Source organism: Paraburkholderia sp. J63 (assembly GCF_905220245.1).
Taxonomy (GTDB): Bacteria; Pseudomonadota; Gammaproteobacteria; order Burkholderiales; family Burkholderiaceae; genus Paraburkholderia.
In genome coordinates this window covers 75,443-91,976 of the sequence record NZ_CAJMZF010000013.1, presented here as the reverse complement: position 1 = coordinate 91,976, position 16,534 = coordinate 75,443, and the positions used below count along the sequence as shown (strand labels likewise).

General features: G+C 67.0%; 11 protein-coding genes and 1 pseudogene. 2 read left to right on the top strand and 10 right to left on the bottom strand.

Annotated elements, in window-relative coordinates; translation table 11 throughout:
* Positions 1-47 precede the first annotated feature (47 nt).
* Together U5775_RS16390 and U5775_RS16385 are read right to left on the bottom strand one after the other, a co-directional pair.
* Entirely contained in the window at positions 48-4,748 is a 4,701-nt protein-coding gene (locus U5775_RS16390; RefSeq protein WP_322059141.1) for a glutamate synthase-related protein, read from the bottom strand.
* Between the two features lie 637 nt (positions 4,749-5,385).
* A pseudogene (locus U5775_RS16385) lies at positions 5,386-6,075 on the bottom strand (transposase); the annotation flags it as partial.
* A gap of 188 nt (positions 6,076-6,263) precedes the next feature.
* On the opposite strand from U5775_RS16385, the gene U5775_RS16380 reads away from it, so the two are divergent.
* Together U5775_RS16380 and U5775_RS16375 are read left to right on the top strand one after the other, a co-directional pair.
* On the top strand, positions 6,264-6,983 hold the full coding sequence (locus tag U5775_RS16380) for an OmpW/AlkL family protein (RefSeq protein ID WP_322059140.1): 720 nt from the start codon (positions 6,264-6,266) through the stop codon (positions 6,981-6,983).
* Positions 6,984-7,407: 424 nt separating this feature from the next.
* A complete protein-coding gene (locus U5775_RS16375; RefSeq protein WP_322059139.1) occupies positions 7,408-7,785 on the top strand; it encodes a glycine zipper domain-containing protein in 378 nt (125 codons plus the stop codon).
* 108 nt (positions 7,786-7,893) lie between these two features.
* On the opposite strand, the gene ugpQ is transcribed toward U5775_RS16375, so the two are convergent.
* From ugpQ to pilM, 8 genes are all read right to left on the bottom strand, one after another.
* Positions 7,894-8,640 (bottom strand): glycerophosphodiester phosphodiesterase, encoded by a 747-nt coding sequence (gene ugpQ / locus U5775_RS16370; RefSeq protein ID WP_322059138.1) that lies wholly within the window; start codon positions 8,638-8,640, stop codon positions 7,894-7,896.
* 52 nt (positions 8,641-8,692) lie between these two features.
* On the bottom strand, positions 8,693-9,838 hold the full coding sequence (locus U5775_RS16365) for a deoxyguanosinetriphosphate triphosphohydrolase (protein ID WP_415913592.1): 1,146 nt from the start codon (positions 9,836-9,838) through the stop codon (positions 8,693-8,695).
* 274 nt (positions 9,839-10,112) lie between these two features.
* Positions 10,113-11,195, bottom strand: coding sequence for a 3-dehydroquinate synthase (gene aroB, locus U5775_RS16360; RefSeq protein ID WP_322059137.1), 1,083 nt, complete (start codon positions 11,193-11,195; stop codon positions 10,113-10,115).
* 42 nt (positions 11,196-11,237) lie between these two features.
* Positions 11,238-11,792, bottom strand: coding sequence for a shikimate kinase (locus tag U5775_RS16355; RefSeq protein WP_322059236.1), 555 nt, complete (start codon positions 11,790-11,792; stop codon positions 11,238-11,240).
* A gap of 152 nt (positions 11,793-11,944) precedes the next feature.
* On the bottom strand, positions 11,945-13,672 hold the full coding sequence (locus tag U5775_RS16350) for a type IV pilus secretin PilQ (RefSeq protein ID WP_322059136.1): 1,728 nt from the start codon (positions 13,670-13,672) through the stop codon (positions 11,945-11,947).
* Positions 13,669-14,481 (bottom strand): hypothetical protein, encoded by an 813-nt coding sequence (locus tag U5775_RS16345; RefSeq protein WP_322059135.1) that lies wholly within the window; start codon positions 14,479-14,481, stop codon positions 13,669-13,671. Before U5775_RS16345 ends, U5775_RS16350 begins: the two co-directional genes overlap by 4 nt.
* 86 nt (positions 14,482-14,567) lie before the next feature.
* Positions 14,568-15,278: a PilN domain-containing protein gene (locus U5775_RS16340; RefSeq protein WP_322059134.1), complete on the bottom strand. Its 711-nt coding sequence runs from the start codon at positions 15,276-15,278 to the stop codon at positions 14,568-14,570.
* Positions 15,275-16,282, bottom strand: coding sequence for a pilus assembly protein PilM (pilM, locus tag U5775_RS16335; protein ID WP_322059133.1), 1,008 nt, complete (start codon positions 16,280-16,282; stop codon positions 15,275-15,277). The genes U5775_RS16340 and pilM overlap by 4 nt, the downstream gene beginning before the upstream one ends.
* Positions 16,283-16,534: the final 252 nt, after the last annotated feature.

Here is a 16,534-nt window from a genome sequence, read left to right as displayed (position 1 = left end):
TATCGCGCGGCGGGCGCTTCATCGTCGTTCAGTCGTCGTCGCGGGAATTACGCGGCCAGTTCTTCCTGGCTCGCCTTCTTCGCGCCGATCTCGCCCAGTGCGCGCTTGTATTCCGTCGGGAACACCTTCACGAACTGGCGGCGCGCCGCATCCCAGTTTTCCAGCAGCGCCTTCGCACGCGGCGAGCCGGTGAACTGGAAGTGACGTTCGACGAGTCCCTTGAGCAGCGCTTCGTCGGTCTGGCCCGTGTGCCACAGTGCGCGGTCCACGGTACGCTCCTGCTCGGCCTGTTGCAGGACCGGGTCGAGCGCGACCATCGACTTGTTGCACTTGCCGGCGAACGCGCCGTCCGGGTCGTAGACGTAGGCGATACCGCCCGACATGCCCGCCGCGAAGTTGCGGCCCGTCTCGCCGAGCACGACCACCGTGCCGCCCGTCATGTATTCGCAGCCGTGATCGCCCGTGCCTTCGACGACCGCCGTCGCGCCCGAGTTGCGCACGCAGAAACGCTCGCCGGCCACGCCGCGCAGGAAGGCTTCGCCTTCGAGCGCGCCGTACATCACCGTGTTGCCGCAGATGATGTTTTCTTCGGACTTGCCGCGGAAGTCGTTGGTCGGACGGATGATGATGCGGCCGCCCGAGAGGCCCTTGCCCACGTAGTCGTTACCGTCGCCGACCAGGTCCAGCGTGATGCCGCGTGCGAGGAACGCGCCGAAGCTCTGGCCCGCCGTGCCCTTCAACTGGATATGGATCGAGTCGTCGGGCAGACCGTCGTGGCCGTACTTCTTCGCCACCACGCCCGAGAGCATCGCGCCCACCGTGCGGTTCACGTTGCGCACCGGCTGGATGAACGAGACGTGCTCGCCGCTTTCGATCGCGGCCTTCGCCTTCTCGATCAGCGTGTGATCGAGCGCGCGGTCCAGGCCGTGGTCCTGCGTATCGACGTGCTTCTTCGCGACTTCGGCGCCCACCGTCGGCTGATAGAACACGCGCGAGAAGTCGAGACCCCTCGCCTTCCAGTGCTCCACGCCGCGGCGCGTATCGAGCAGATCCGCGCGGCCGACGAGGTCGTCGAACTTGCGAATACCGAGTTGCGCCATGATTTCGCGCACTTCTTCCGCGATGAAGAAGAAGAAGTTGACGACGTGCTCGGGCTGGCCCGAGAACTTCGCGCGCAGCACCGGATCTTGCGTCGCGACGCCGACCGGGCAGGTGTTCAGATGGCACTTGCGCATCATGATGCAGCCCTCGACGACGAGCGGCGCCGTCGCGAAGCCGAATTCATCGGCGCCGAGCAGCGCGCCGATCACCACGTCGCGGCCCGTCTTCATCTGGCCGTCGGCCTGCACGCGGATGCGGCCGCGCAGCTGGTTCAGCACCAGCGTCTGCTGGGTTTCGGCGAGGCCGAGTTCCCACGGCGTACCCGCATGCTTGAGCGACGAGAGCGGCGAAGCGCCCGTGCCGCCATCGTGGCCGGCGATCACGACGTGATCGGCCTTCGCCTTCGCGACGCCCGCGGCCACCGTGCCCACGCCCACTTCCGAAACCAGCTTCACCGAGATCGACGAAACCGGGTTCACGTTCTTCAAGTCGTGAATGAGCTGCGCGAGATCTTCGATCGAGTAGATGTCGTGGTGCGGCGGCGGCGAGATGAGGCCCACGCCCGGCACCGAGTAACGCAGCTTGCCGATGTACTCGGAAACCTTGTGGCCCGGCAGCTGGCCGCCTTCGCCCGGCTTCGCGCCCTGCGCCATCTTGATCTGGATCTGGTCCGCCGACGACAGGTATTCGGCCGAGACGCCGAAGCGGCCCGACGCCACCTGCTTGATCTTCGAGCGCAGCGAGTCGCCATCCTTGAGCGGGATGTCCGTCACGACTTCGGGGCCGATGATCGAGCGCATCGTGTCGCCGTTCTTGATCGGAATGCCGCGCAGCTCGTTGCGATAGCGCTTCTCGTCTTCGCCGCCTTCACCCGTGTTCGACTTGCCGCCGATGCGGTTCATCGCGACCGCCAGCGTGGCGTGCGCTTCCGTCGAGATCGAGCCCAGCGACATCGCGCCCGTAGCAAAGCGCTTGACGATTTCCTTGGCCGGCTCGACGTCGTCGATCGAGATCGCGCGCGCCGGGTCGAGGCGGAACTCGAAGAGGCCGCGGAACGTCATGTGGCGCTTCGTCTGATCGTTAATCAGGTGCGCGTATTCCTTGTACGTCTGGTACGAGTTGCTGCGCGCCGAGTGCTGGAGCTTGGCGATCGCGTCCGGCGTCCACATGTGGTCTTCGCCGCGCACGCGGAACGCGTATTCGCCGCCCGCGTCGAGCATGTTCGCGAGCACCGGGTTGTCGCCGAATGCGTCGCGGTGCATGCGGATGGCTTCCTCGGCCACTTCGAACAGGCCGATGCCGCCCACCTTCGAGGCCGTGCCCTTGAAGTACTTCTTCACGAGTTCGTCGGCCAGGCCGACTGCTTCGAAGATCTGCGCGCCCGTGTACGACATGTACGTCGAGATGCCCATCTTCGACATCACCTTGAGCAGGCCCTTGCCCACGGCCTTGGTGAAGTTGTAGACGGCCTTGTCCGCCGACAGATCGCCCTTGAGGCCCTGGGCCATCTGCGCGAGCGTTTCCATCGCGAGGTACGGGTGCACGGCTTCCGCGCCGAAACCGGCGAGCAGTGCGAAGTGGTGCGTTTCACGCGCCGAACCCGTTTCCACGACGAGACCCGTGCTCGTGCGCAGACCGTGCTGCACGAGGTGCGAGTGGATCGCCGAGGTGGCGAGCAGCGCCGGAATCGCGACGTTGTCGCGGTCCGCGCGACGGTCCGAGACGATCAGGATGTTGTAGCCCGACTTGACCGCGTCGACGGCTTCCGCGCACAGCGACGCGAGACGCGCCTCGATGCCTTCCTTGCCCCAGGCCACCGGATAGCAGATGTTGAGCTCATAGGAGCTGAACTTGCCGCCCGTGTACTGCTCGATCGCGCGGATCTTCGCGATGTCCTTGAAGTCGAGCACCGGCTGCGACACTTCGAGACGCATCGGCGGGTTGATGTTGTTGGTGTCGAGCAGGTTCGGCTTCGGGCCGATGAACGACACGAGCGACATCACCATGTTCTCGCGGATCGGGTCGATCGGCGGGTTCGTGACCTGTGCGAACAGCTGCTTGAAGTAGTTGAAGAGCGTCTTGTTCTTGTTGGACATGACCGCGAGCGGCGAGTCGTTGCCCATCGAACCGACGGCCTCTTCGCCCGACATCGCCATCGGCGCCATCAGGAACTTGAGGTCTTCCTGCGTGTAGCCGAACGCCTGCTGACGGTCGAGCAGCGCGGCGGCTTCGGCGCGCGCCGTGGCGACGTCCTCGGCCTTCGGCTCGATCTCGTCGAGCTTGATGCGCACGGCGTCGATCCAGCTCTTGTACGGCTTCGCGTTCGCGAGGTTGTCCTTCAGTTCCTTGTCGTCGATGATGCGGCCGTGCTCCATGTCGATCAGGAACATCTTGCCCGGCTGCAGACGCCACTTCTTGACGATCTTCGACTCGGGGATCGGCAGCGTGCCCGCTTCCGATGCCATGATGACGAGGTCGTCGTCGGTCACGATGTAGCGCGCCGGACGCAGGCCGTTACGGTCGAGCGTCGCGCCGATCTGGCGGCCGTCCGTGAACGCGATGGCGGCGGGGCCGTCCCACGGCTCCATCATCGCGGCGTGGTATTCGTAGAACGCCTTGCGGTTTTCGTCCATCAGCGTGTGCTGTTCCCACGCTTCCGGAATCATCATCATCATCGCGTGGACGAGCGGATAGCCTGCCATCACGAGCAGTTCGAGGCAGTTGTCGAACGAAGCCGTATCGGACTGGCCCGGATAGATCAGCGGCCAGAGCTTGGGCAGATCGTCGCCGAGCACGTGCGAGGCGATCGCGCCGGTACGCGCGTTCAGCCAGTTCACGTTGCCCTTCACGGTGTTGATTTCACCGTTGTGGGCGATCATGCGGTACGGGTGAGCCAGTTCCCACGCCGGGAACGTGTTCGTGGAGAAGCGCTGGTGCACGAGCGCGAGCGCCGAAACCACGCGCTCATCCTGCAGGTCGCGGTAGTACACGCCCACTTGACCCGCGAGCAGCAGGCCCTTGTAGACGATCGTGCGCGCCGACATCGACGGTACGAAGTATTCCTTGCCGTGCTTGAGCTTGAGCGCCTGGATGCGGTGGCTCGCGGTCTTGCGGATCACGTAGAGCTTGCGCTCGAGCGCGTCCGTGACCATCACGTCCTTGCCGCGGCCGATGAAGATCTGGCGGATCAGCGGCTCGCTCGCCTTCACCGTGGGCGAGATCGGCATGGCGTGATCGACCGGCACGTCGCGCCAGCCCAGCACGACCTGGCCCTCTGCGCGCACCGTGCGCTCGAGCTCCTGCTCGCACGCGAGACGCGAGGCATGCTCCTTCGGCAGGAAGATCATGCCGACGCCATATTCGCCAGCCGGCGGCAACGTCACGCCCTGCTTGGCCATTTCTTCGCGATAGAACGCGTCCGGAATCTGGATCAGGATGCCCGCGCCGTCGCCCATCAGCGGATCGGCGCCGACGGCGCCCCGGTGGTCAAGGTTTTCGAGAATCTTCAGGCCTTGCTGAATGATTTCGTGGCTCTTCTTGCCCTTGATATGGGCGACGAAGCCGACGCCACAGGCGTCGTGCTCGTTTTGCGGGTCATAGAGACCTTGCGCGGCGGGCACCGCCGCGCGCTGCGGGTGATCGTTCATGGGGACACCGTCCAAGAAAGGCCTGGCTGGCCGTTGATTCCGTACTTTTATAGTTTCCGCCGCTTGCGTGACCGCTGTACGGCGTTGCGCGGGCGATGCTGGCTTCCCGCGTTGTGCGTAGAGGAGAGCCGAAAGGCGAATATACGCGACGAATCAAGCACATGCAAATAAATTCATATGATAGAACCCTAATTACCATCATGGTGCATCGCACACTTATTTTATTGGGGCCGCACCAAAAAAGGGCAAAATAAAACGGCATCTGCAGATGCCGTTTTATCACCTAAGCCCTTGATCTGAAAGCCGATTAATGCGTGCCGGTGCCGGGCTTGTGCTCATGGTGAACCGGCGATGAACTGGCCCCACTGCCAGAACCGGACGACGCCGAACCCGACGAATGCCCCCCGCCGCCACCCGTATTTGTCCCTGGCGTTGCGCCGGAACCACTTCCCGAATGGGTGCCGGCATGGCTTCCCGAATGCGCATCCGACTGCGCGCCGGCTGGAGGCGAAGAATTGGGGCTCGATTGATTGCCGGCATGAGATGCACTCTGCGGCGCAGCCGCGCTGCCGCTCGCAGCAGCGGTCGCCGCGGCGCCGAGCGCGCCGGCTCCCGGCGCTCCAGCCGCCTGGGGCGCTTCGCGCACCTTGCGCGGCCGTCCGCGCGGCAGCGGCGAGACGCGCCGGTTCGCCGTGCGCGAAGCCCATTCGCGATAGGTGTCGCTGCCGAGCACCCAGCCCTTGAGCGTGGCCTGCATGAGCTGCGTGGTCTCGCGCTCGTCGAACGGCTGCTCGCAGAGCTCGCGATAGGCGCGCTGGCGCTCGAACGGCGTGTTGCCGAGCGCCCAGTAAAGCGGGTGATCGGTAATGAGGCTGTCGACGGTGAGACCGATGTGATGCCGGTAGCTCGACCATCGATAGTCTTCGGCCGCCGTCACGAGATGATTGCGCACCGGCGCAAGCTCGACGACGCGGCTCGCTAGCAGGAAGAAACGCTCGCCCTCGATGACCGTGGCGCGATAACGCCCCTCCCAGAGCGTGCCGCGCCGCGCGTAGCGACGGTTGAAATGCGCCACGTAGCGTCTGCCGACCGCCTGCATCGCCTTGGGAAGGCTCGATTCGTCAGAGGGCGTGACGAGCAGTTGCACCGCACCGGGCATCAAGACCCAGGCATGAACCGCCAGATGATGATCGCGCGCCGCCGCCTTCAGGCAGTCGATGAACAGTTCGTAATCCTGGTCGTCGACGAAAGCGGGCTGCTGGTCCAGTCCGCGCAGAATCACATGCTGCGGCTGGTCGGGAACATAAAGACGTGCAAGCCGTGCCATGCTCGATTTTCCTGGTACGTTAGTAAATACCCGCATGCCCGCCAGGCCGCGCCAGCGCTCGTTCTCGCGGGCTTTGCGACTCGGGCGGAACGCTCGCGGCGCTTAGGGAAAAAGCTCTAGCGGTCTTGTATGGTTTGTTGCAAACGTTGTGTTCATAATGAGCGGGCCTTTAATGGAGGAGCACATATATGAAATTAAAACAGGCGCTGGCAGCTACCGCCGCGCTCGCCTGCATGTCGGGGGCTTACGCGCAATCGGCCAACACCTTCTACGTGACAACGGGGTGGTTCCGTTTCATGCCTCAGGACAGCAGCGACCCGCTGAAGATCGATAGCGCAGGCGGCACGCCCGTCAACATGAGCATTCCGAACACGGGCGCCAGTGTCGACTCTGCCGACACCCTGGGTCTCTCCATCGGTTACTTCATTACCGACCACATCGCAACCGAAGCCGAACTGGGCATCCCGCCGAAGTTCGATCTCTCCGGCGGCGGCAGCTTCAGCCAGTTCGGCAAGGTTGGCGAAGCGCGCCTGTGGAGCCCGGCACTGTTGCTCAAGTACTACTTCAACAAGCCTGAAGCAAAATTCCGTCCCTACGCCGGTATCGGTTTCACCTATGCCTGGTTCTCGGATGCGCACATCACGAACACGGCATTCGAGCAAGGTGTACTTGGGGGTCCGACCAGCACTTCAACGGATCGTTCCTGGGCGCCCGTATTTAATGTGGGTTTCAACTACAACTTCACGAAGCACTGGTTCGCCGGCTTTTCGCTTTCGTACATCCCGATCAGCGTGATCGCTTCGTTCGATACGACGGTCAACAACCAGTTGGGCACGGAGCGGCGCTCGGAGGCCAAGATCCATCTGAACCCACTCGTCACCTACCTGAAGGTCGGCTACAACTTCTGAGCGCCGCCGCGCTTCGCAGAATCCGCCTCAGCCTTCCTCGGCCTGCTCTCCGTCCCGCCCTCGCGGCGCCCGACGGAGAGCCGCATCTCTGCTCCGCCCCTACCTTCCCTGACTTCCACAGCCACGGTTCCTGACATTGCGATCGGCTTTTCTTGATTCTATGCCTCTCGGAAAAACCGTGCTGTCCCCGTAATCATTTGTCGCAAACAAGGCGCGTCGAAACGGTGCTCAAACGCCGCTCGCCGGCCGCAAACCCTCGCCGAATGGGCCCGGCCGGGCGGGTCTGTGCAAGATTTCGCCTGCGCATCCTGGCGCGCCGGGCATCGAAAATGCGCAATACTCGACTTCCTGTCCTCGTTCGCCCCGCTTTTTTGTGCGGACGCGGCGAGCCCTTTACCCTGTGATTTCAATGACGGAGCCATTCATGAGCGCATTTCCGAATACGCGAGACGCCATCGGAGAATCCTGGACGCGCACGGGCCGCCACGCGCGGCGCATTGCGCGCCGCGGCCGCAGCGCAGCGTCCGACATCGCCGACGAACTGCGGGACCTGCTCGCCGAACTGGAAACCACGCTGGGCGAAGGCACGCAAGCCGACGCCGCGGTGCTACGCGCCGATATCCGCAAGCGCCTCGACTCCGCGCGCGAACGCCTCGAAGTCGCGCGCGCAGCCACGCGCGAGCGCGCCGACGCAGCCATGACCCAAGCCGACGACTACGTGCACGCCAATCCGTGGCAAGCGATCGCGATCGTTGGCGGCGTCGCGCTGGTCACGGGCGCGCTGCTTTCGCGCCTGCGTTAAGGCCCGCGCCGCAAGCCCGCTCGCTGGTCAGGACGAATGGCGGATGGGCTGGTGGGTCCTCTCTCGAGCCAGTTCACGAGAAGACACTGAAGCGGGCCGCACGCCGCGCTACCCGTCGAGCGCGTGCGGCCCGATCAGGTCGATGCGGTCGGTGCAGACGGTGTCCACGCCCCAGCTCACGAGCAGACGCGCGCGTTCGAGTTCGTTCACCGTATAGGCGAGAACGAAAAGGCCGGCGTCCTTGATGCTGCGAACGAGCGCCTCGTCCAGATGCCGGTGGCTCGCATGCAGCGAAACGCAGCCGAGGGCGGTTGTCTGCTCACACCAGTCGTCGGGCACACGCTCGAACAGCAGGCCGCGCGGCAGGTCGGGCGCGGCCTCGCGCGCCGCCGCGAGCGCCTCGAACGAGAACGAGGAAAGCAGCGGCGGAGGCAGGTTGCCCCGCCACAGCCGCGCCGTCTCCGTGCCAACGATGCGCCCCGTCTCCGCGTCCCGCCCTGGGCACGGCTTGATCTCCACGTTCGCCGCCAGCCCTTCCTCACGGCAGCATTGCGCGGCCTCGGCGAGCGTCGGCATGTGCTCGTCTTCAAAGCGCGGATCGCACCAGCTACCCGCATCGAATGTCGCGATCTGCGCATAGCGCAGCTGCGCCGCCGCGCCACGCCCGTTCGAGGTGCGCTCGACGGTGTCGTCGTGCAGCAGGAACGCGATGCTGTCGGCCGAAAGCTTGGCGTCGAACTCCACCATCGTGTGTCCGAAGCCGGCGCCGACACACAGGCCCGCCAGCGTGTTCTCGGGCGCGAGCGTGCCGCCGCCACGGTGCGCGGCAACGCGCGGATACGGCCAGTTTTTCATCGTTTGGACTCCAGACAAGAGGGTTCGCCGGCTCAGACGCAGCGACCTCGGCTCAAACGTCGTCGGAAACCACGAACAGGCGCCGGTACTCCTTGAGCGCGTAACGGTCGGTCATGCCCGCGATGTAGTGCGCGATCTGGCGCGGCTGGGACGCTTCGTCATGCGTCTGATAAGCAGGCGGCAGCAGGCGCGGATCGTCGGAAAACGCCTCGAACAGCCCCTTCACGACGCGCCGCGCCTTGTTCGCCATGCGCATCACGCGGTAATGCCGGTACAGGTTGCGGTACAGGAACCGCTTGAGCGCGGCCGCCTGCGCCGCAACGCCCTCGCTGTGCGCGACGATGGGCGGCGCGGCGCGCACGTCGTCGAGCGATTGCGGCGCGTATTTGGCCAGATTGCGGCTCGTCTCCTCGATCAGGTCGACGATCAGCGTATTGATGATGCGCCGCACGGTCTCGTGCACGAGGCGCCGCCCTTCGCCTTCTATGCGCGGATACTCGGCGCGCGCGGCTTCGTAATGCGTCTGCCAGAGTTCGACCTCGGCGAGCTGCCCGATGATGAGCAGACCCGAGCGCAGCCCGTCGTCCACGTCGTGGTTGTTGTAGGCGATTTCGTCGGCGATGTTGGCGATCTGCGCCTCGAGCGAAGGCTGACGCCCGAGCAGGAAACGCTCGCCCAGTTCGCCCAGATGCCGCGCGTGCTCGCGCGAGCAGTGCTTGAGGATGCCTTCGCGCGTCTCGAAGCAGAGATTCAGGCCGTCGAACGCGCCGTAGTGCTCCTCAAGCTCGTCGACGACGGCGAGACTCTGAAGGTTGTGCTCGAAGCCGCCGTGCTCGCGCATGCATTCGTTGAGCGCGTCCTGGCCTGCATGGCCGAACGGCGTATGGCCGAGGTCGTGCGCGAGCGAGATGGCCTCGACGAGATCCTCGTTCACGCGCAGGTTGCGGGCGACCGAGCGCGCGATCTGCGCGACTTCGAGGCTGTGCGTGAGCCGCGTGCGAAACAGATCGCCTTCGTGGTTCACGAACACCTGAGTCTTGTATTCGAGGCGCCGGAAGGCCGTGGAATGGACGATGCGGTCGCGGTCGCGCTGAAATTCGCTGCGCGCGGCGGGCGGCGGCTCGGCAAAACGGCGCCCGCGCGATTGCGAGGAATGCGCCGCGTAAGGCGCGAGTCCTGCTTCGAGTTCGGCCAGCAAGGTGCTCGCACGCGGCGCGTGGACGCCAGCTTGCGCGTCTGTCTCGTGGCCAGGTTTCTTGTCGCTTCGCGCGCCGGTGTGAGCGGCTGCGGAGCCGGCAGCTTCGGCGCCTGCTTTCGGCGCCGCGCCGCTGCCTGCGTGGTTGTCTTCGCGCTTGCCAGCGCTACGGACTGGGGAGACGCCTCGAATGTCGCTGCGGGTGTCGCTCAACGGTTCCTCCGCAAGGATCGAAATTAGGAGCGAGTGACCTCGCGGGTGCGGGCCGTGCTCGTGTTCAGCCCTTCACTGTAGCGGCGAGCGTCGCCTGCACCGCTTCATCGGGCGCACGGCCGATATGCGTCTGGCCGAAGCGCTCGAGCAGGATGAACTTGATCGCCCCGCCTTCGGCTTTCTTGTCGACCTGCATGAGCTCGACGTAACGTCCGGCACCCAGCGCAGGTGCCTCGACGGGCAGATTCGCCGCCTTCACCACGCGCACGAGCCGCTCCCGCGACGCTTCGTCGAGCTTGCCGACGCGCACCGAGAGATCGGCCGCCATCACCATGCCGCAGCCCACGGCCTCGCCGTGCAGCCACTCACCATAGCCGAGGCCCGCTTCAATCGCATGACCGAACGTGTGGCCGAAGTTGAGGATCGCGCGCAGACCGCCTTCGCGCTCGTCGGCGGCCACCACCGATGCCTTGATTTCGCACGAGCGCTTCACCGCATGCGCGAGCGCCTCGGGCTCGCAGCGGTTGAGCGCCTCGACATTGGCCTCGATCCACTCAAAGAATTCGGCGTCGGCGATCGCGCCCGTCTTGATGACTTCGGCCACGCCTGCCGCCAGCTCGCGCGCGGGCAGCGTGGAAAGCGCGCCGATATCGGCGATCACCGCTTGCGGCTGATAGAACGCGCCGATCATGTTCTTGCCGAGCGGATGGTTGATGCCCGTCTTGCCGCCCACCGACGAATCGACCTGCGAGAGCAGCGTCGTGGGCACCTGGATGAACGGCACGCCGCGCATGTAGCAGGCGGCCGCGAAGCCCGTCATGTCGCCGGTCACGCCGCCGCCCAGCGCGATCAGCGTGGTCTTGCGATCGGCGCGCGCGGTGAGCAGCGCGTCGAAGATCTGATTGAGCGTTTCCCAGTTCTTGAACGCCTCGCCGTCGGGCAGCACAACCGTGTGCACGTCCTTGCCGAGCGGCGCGAGCGCGGCGCGCAGCTTCTCGCCGTAAAGCGGCTCGACGACGGTATTGGTGACGATGGTCACCGACTTGCCGGCGATATGCGGCGCAAACAGCGCCGTCTGGCCGATCAGGTCGGTGCCGATGTGGATGGGATAGGCGCGGTCGCCCAGTTCGACGTTGACGGTAATCATGCGAGGCTTTCGTTCAGAATGGGTGGCGCGTAGAGGAGTGCCCTACTCGCGCGCCGGGGTTCGGGCGACGCCGGCCATGTCGAGCTGCATCAACACCATGTTGACGAGGCCGTTCACCGACGGCCGGCCGGTCTCTATCACGAAGTCGGCGACCTCGCGATAGAGCGGGTCGCGCTGCTCATAGAGCGCTTCGAGACGCCCCTTGGGGTCTTCGGTCTGCAGGAGCGGCCGGTTCTTGTCGCGGCGCGTGCGCAGCCAGAGGTCGTGCGGATGCGCGCGCAGATAGACGACGAAGCCGCGCTCCTTGAGCGCCGCGCGGTTCTCGGGCCGCAGCACGGCGCCGCCTCCCGTCGCGAGCACGATGCCGTCGCGCGCGCTGAGCTCGTCGATCATGTGCGCCTCGCGCTCGCGAAAGCCCGTCTCGCCTTCCAGTTCGAAGATCACCGGAATGCGCGCGCCCGTGCGCGCTTCGATCTCGTGATCGGAGTCGAAAAACGGACGCTCAAGCCGGCGCGCGACCGCCCGGCCCACGGTCGTCTTGCCGGCGCCCATGAGCCCTACGAAAAATACATTGGCGTTTGCGTCCCGCACTTGCAGCGTTTCCTACGAAAGGTTGGTGCCGCAGCTTACTGGCAAAGCGGCGGCGTTGTCGAGCCTGCGGCGCCCATGGTCGGGCCCTTTTAAGGAGCCCCCGCGGCGCTGCATTAATATTGCGGCCAAACCCCATATCTTACGCCCGCGCCCGCCATTCAATCCCCGCTGACCACGCGCGGCGTGATGAACACCACCAGTTCGCTGCGTCGGTCGCGGTGCGCGCGATGCGAAAAAAGCGCACCCAAAAAAGGTATTTTGCCCAGGAGCGGGACCCGCGTCACATCGTCCCGGTCGTCGGTCGCGTCGATGCCCCCGATCGAGACCGTGCCGCCGTCCTCGATCTCCACGCGCGTCTGCACGTGCTTGGTGTGGATCGCCGGCCCTGCCGCGGTCTGCTCGCCGACGCTGTCCTTGGCCACGTCGAGGTCGAGGATCACGCGGCCGTCGGGCGTGATCTGCGGTTCGACTTCCAGTTTCAGCGTGGCGCGGCGAAATTGCACGCCCGAGACGCCCTGCCCGACCTTGGCCTGATAGGGCAGCTCGGTGCCCTGCTCGACGACGGCCTTGGTGCGGTCGGCGGTCACGACGCGCGGACTCGACACCACCCGCCCACGCCCCTCGGCTTCCAGCGCGCTCAGCTCGACGTCGAGCAGGCGCGTCGCGCCCGCGGCCAGCAGCGTGAGGCCGAGCTGCGCGGCGTCGAAGCCGGAAAGCGGCCCCGCGGGCAAATCGTAGACGGTACCGGCCGCGTTGCCGTGCAGCCCGCGCGGCACGCCATCGGGGTCGGTCGGATAGAGCCCGAGCCGCACGCCCAGTTCACGCGACAGGCCTTCGTCCCCTTCGACGATGCGCGCCTCGATCAGCACCTGGCGCGCGGGCGCGTCGAGCCGCCGGATGAGCTCGGCGATCTGCTCGATGCGCGCGGGCAAATCGGTCACGAACAGCAGATTCGTGCGCGCATCGGCCACGGCGGCGCCGCGCTTCGAGAGCGCGCGCTGCGTGCCGGAGCCGGTGAGGAGCCGGCGCAGGTCTTCGGCGCGCGCGTACTGGAGCTCGAACGCGCGGCTCGCGAGCGGCTCCAGCTCGGCGGCGCGCGCATGCGCTTCGAACCGTTGGCGCTCGCGCGCCGCAAGGTCCGCTGCGGGCGCGACCCAGAGCACACGGCCCGTGCGCTCCATGGCGAGGCCGTTGGACGCGAGCAGCAGGTCGAATGCCGCGCGCCACGGCACGCGGTCGAGGCGCAGCGTGACCTGGCCGCGCACGCGCTCGCTCGCGACGATGTTGAGCTTCGTGAACTGCGCGAACGCGTGCAGTACGGCCGTGAGCTCCGCGCGCTGGAAGTTGAGCGAGATCGGGCGATCGGGCGGCAGGCCGTCGTCGTCAGACCTGGCGTCGCTCAGGCGCGCCGGCGCGCGCATCGGCACGGGCGGACCTTCGAGCGGCGGGGAGGCTTCGGGTGCGGGCGCGGGGGCGACTGAAGTGGGAGCGGACGTCTCGCGCGACGCCGCTGGATCGGCGCTCTCCTCCTCGGCGGCGCCGGGTGGCGAACCCGCCCCTGCGCCGTTTTCGGCCAGGAACGGATTCGCGACCCAGCCTGTCGGGGCATCGGCTTCCGCGCCTGTTCCATTCGACGGCAGCGGCGGTACTTCGTAGCGCGCAACCGGCGCGGCAGCCTGGCGCCATGCCGGCAGCGACGGCGGCACAGCGCCTTGCACGCTGGTGGCGATCGACGCGACGACCGCCACCAGCGCGACCGGCACGGCCTGCGCGATCGATACGAGTACGCAATTGAGCACGCGAATCGTGCGGCGCGCTGGCGCCGAAGCTCGACGCAGACGCCACGGCAAGCACGCGTCAAAGCGCGCCGATTGCCCGAATTTCATTTGGCGTCCTCCGCCCACTTCAGGGTATGCGTCGCGCCATCGAGCGAGAGCACGACGCGCGCGGCATCCACGCTCGACACGTGCGCACCCGCCAGCGTGGCGCCGGTCTGCACGGCCATCGTGCCTTCGGCGGTTTCGACGAGGGCAACGGCGCGCCCACGCTCCATCAGCACGCCGGCGAGCCGCATCGCCGTGCCGCCCTGCGTTCCCGCGGCACCCTGCGCGCCGGCAAACCGGCTCGCGAACGGATCCGCTAGCGCGCCGCCTTCTTCGTCACTGCGCGCAAAGGAGACAGCGGCGACGGCAGGCAGTCCGTCGAACACCTGCAACATGGCCGAGACCGCAAGGCCGCCGCCGCTGCGCCGGACCGTGAGTTCCGCGGGCACGGCAAGCTCGGGCAGCGCCGCGAGTCCTTCGAGGAAAGCGCGTAGTTGTCCGAAGTTGCCCAGCGCCACCAGCTTCGTTGCACGGTACGCCTGCGCCCGGGCGCCGCCCGACGCCGCCGGCTCCAGCGCGATCAGCACGAGCCCGGCCTGCGCGGCAAGCTGCGAAACGCTGCGGATGTCATCGGCGGCACTGCCGTTGCGCATGCGCTGCGGCCAGTCCTGCGCGTCGCGTTGCAGGGCCGGCAGACGCGCCAGCGTTTGCCGTGCGCCTGCGAGCCGCGCCTCGGCATCGGCCAGCGCGGATTGCGCCTCCTGCCCGCCGCCCAGGTCCATGAGCACGCAAGCGCCGCCCATCAGTCCCGCGGCGAGCAAGCCCAGCGCCGCGGCAACAGCGGCACGCCGCCGGCCGCTCCACGTGTGCAACGGCAGCCATCCGTGCAAGAACCCAAGCGCACTGCCATCCGCGTGTGAGCGGCCAGCAGAGCGCGCGCGTACTCCAAACGCAGCATTCATTTCGCCCCCTTCGCGCCCACGCTGCGCATTGCGCCGGCTGCGTTTGCCGCCGCGCCCTTCCAGGCGAGGCGCACCGCCACGCGGATCGGCGCGCCATGCGGCGCGCGCTCACGCGCAAGCGCGCCCTCCTGCGCACGCTTCAGTTCGCGCACGTTGACCGCCTCGATTCCCGGGAGCGCATGCAGGCGCGCGAGCCACGCGGCGGCCGCGGCTTCGTCGGACGCGCTCGCCTGCAGCTCGGTTTCTTCGGCCCGCTGCGCAAGCTGATCGAGGACCACGCCCTCGGTGCGCGTCCGCGACAACGCCTCGACGAGCGTGAAAACCTGGGTGAGCGGCTTTGCCCGTTGCTGCGCCTCGGCGCGCGCGGCGCTGCGCTCGCCAGCTTCGTGCGCGAGCTTGCGCGCCTGCGCCAGCGGCGCGTCAAGACGCGTGAGCTCCTGCTCCACCGTCTCGCGAGCCGCCTCGGCACGCGTGCGCTCGAGCAGTTGCCATCCGGCGACGGCGCTCCCGCATAAGCCGCCCACGATCAGCGCCGCCAGCCATTCGATTGTGCGGCGCCTGCGCAGCCGCCGCATCGCGCCCTGCCGCCAGGGCAGCAGGTTGAAGCCGCCGGTTGTGAGTCCATCGACTGCCGATCCCCGCGCGGCCTTCCCGTTGCGCTCGCCTGCCGGTGCCGCGTACCCGCTGCTGGCCGCCCGCGCGCTCATTCGCTCACCCCGCGCATGGCGAGACCGAATGCAACGGCGCACGACGGGTCGTGCAGCAGATTGACATCGAGCGGACGGTCAGCGTCGGCGAGCGGCGCGCATTCGAATGGCAGCACGGGACAGCCCAGCACGTCGCCGATATCGGCGAGCGAGAAATGCACGCCGTGCAGCATCGCGACATCGCCCGCCACGAGCGCGCAGCCGGTCTGTTCGGCGTCCGCCAGATCGCGCAGCGCCTCGACGAGATCCACGTGCTCGAGCGCCGGAAAGCGCATGGTCCGCGCGACGGACTCGTCGGCGATGAACCAGCCATGCACGCCCTCCGCGCCGATCCACAGCGCCACCCAGGCCTCGTGCGGCGGCAGCTCGAACGCCGCGGCATGGCGCATCGCGCGCAGCGCCGCATGCGCTTCGTCATCCACGGCACACAGCGCAATGCCCGCCATCGCGGCACATTCGATGCGCGCTTCCAGATGGGCGCGCGCGGTGGCCGCGATCATGACCCGCGTCTCGTGCACGGACGCCGCGCCGCACTCGAGCGCAAGCGGTCCGACGCGCCAGTCCACGGCCAGATCGGTGCGCTCGACGCCGGAGACGCGCTCCGCCTCGGCCAGCACGAGCGGTTCGAGATCGGTGTAGAAGCCCGAAATGTCGGGCCTTCGTGCAGATGCCGCAGGCGCCGCGAGCCGCGCGAGCGGCAGGGAAGCAAGCAGCGTCGCGCCCGGCGGCAGCGCCATCGCGCAACGCAGCGCGGCTTGCGCACAAGCGGGCGGCAGCGCGCCGAACACTTCCTGCAACGCGCCCACCAGCGCCTGGCGATCGACGATCTCGGCACCCGAGAGCGCCTCGCGCGCGAGCGGCACGCGCCCCAGCCATTCGATGCGCAGCGGGCCGCCGCCAAAGAGCCGCTGGCTCACCACCACCAGCGTGACGCCGCGCGCGCCCACGTCGATGCCCGCGCCAAAGCGGCGGGCGCCCAACAATAGCGGATTGAGCAAGCTCATCGCATTCCTCCCTTGTGCATGGTTATGCCTGGCGCCGCGAACCCTTCGTGACGCGTTCAGGGGGAAATTGTGCGAAGTGGCGCGTGCGGCGCACACTCGGCCAGATGGCCAATTCGCGCATGCGATGCCCTCATGCGACCTTCTCGCGCATTCGAGACACGACTAGAGTGCTTCTATGCGTCCACGCCGTTCCGCCGGCAGCGCCGCACCGTTCCTCGCCCCGTCATGCCCGTCATGCTTCGCCAAGCAGCG

Coding starts and splice junctions, on each gene's coding strand:
- U5775_RS16390 (WP_322059141.1), bottom strand. CDS start 4,748: ATGAACGATCACCCGCAGCGCGCGGCGGTGCCCGCCGCGCAAGGTCTC.
- U5775_RS16380 (WP_322059140.1), top strand. CDS start 6,264: ATGAAATTAAAACAGGCGCTGGCAGCTACCGCCGCGCTCGCCTGCATG.
- U5775_RS16375 (WP_322059139.1), top strand. CDS start 7,408: ATGAGCGCATTTCCGAATACGCGAGACGCCATCGGAGAATCCTGGACG.
- ugpQ (WP_322059138.1), bottom strand. CDS start 8,640: ATGAAAAACTGGCCGTATCCGCGCGTTGCCGCGCACCGTGGCGGCGGC.
- aroB (WP_322059137.1), bottom strand. CDS start 11,195: ATGATTACCGTCAACGTCGAACTGGGCGACCGCGCCTATCCCATCCAC.
- U5775_RS16350 (WP_322059136.1), bottom strand. CDS start 13,672: ATGAAATTCGGGCAATCGGCGCGCTTTGACGCGTGCTTGCCGTGGCGT.
- U5775_RS16340 (WP_322059134.1), bottom strand. CDS start 15,278: ATGAGCGCGCGGGCGGCCAGCAGCGGGTACGCGGCACCGGCAGGCGAG.
- pilM (WP_322059133.1), bottom strand. CDS start 16,282: ATGAGCTTGCTCAATCCGCTATTGTTGGGCGCCCGCCGCTTTGGCGCG.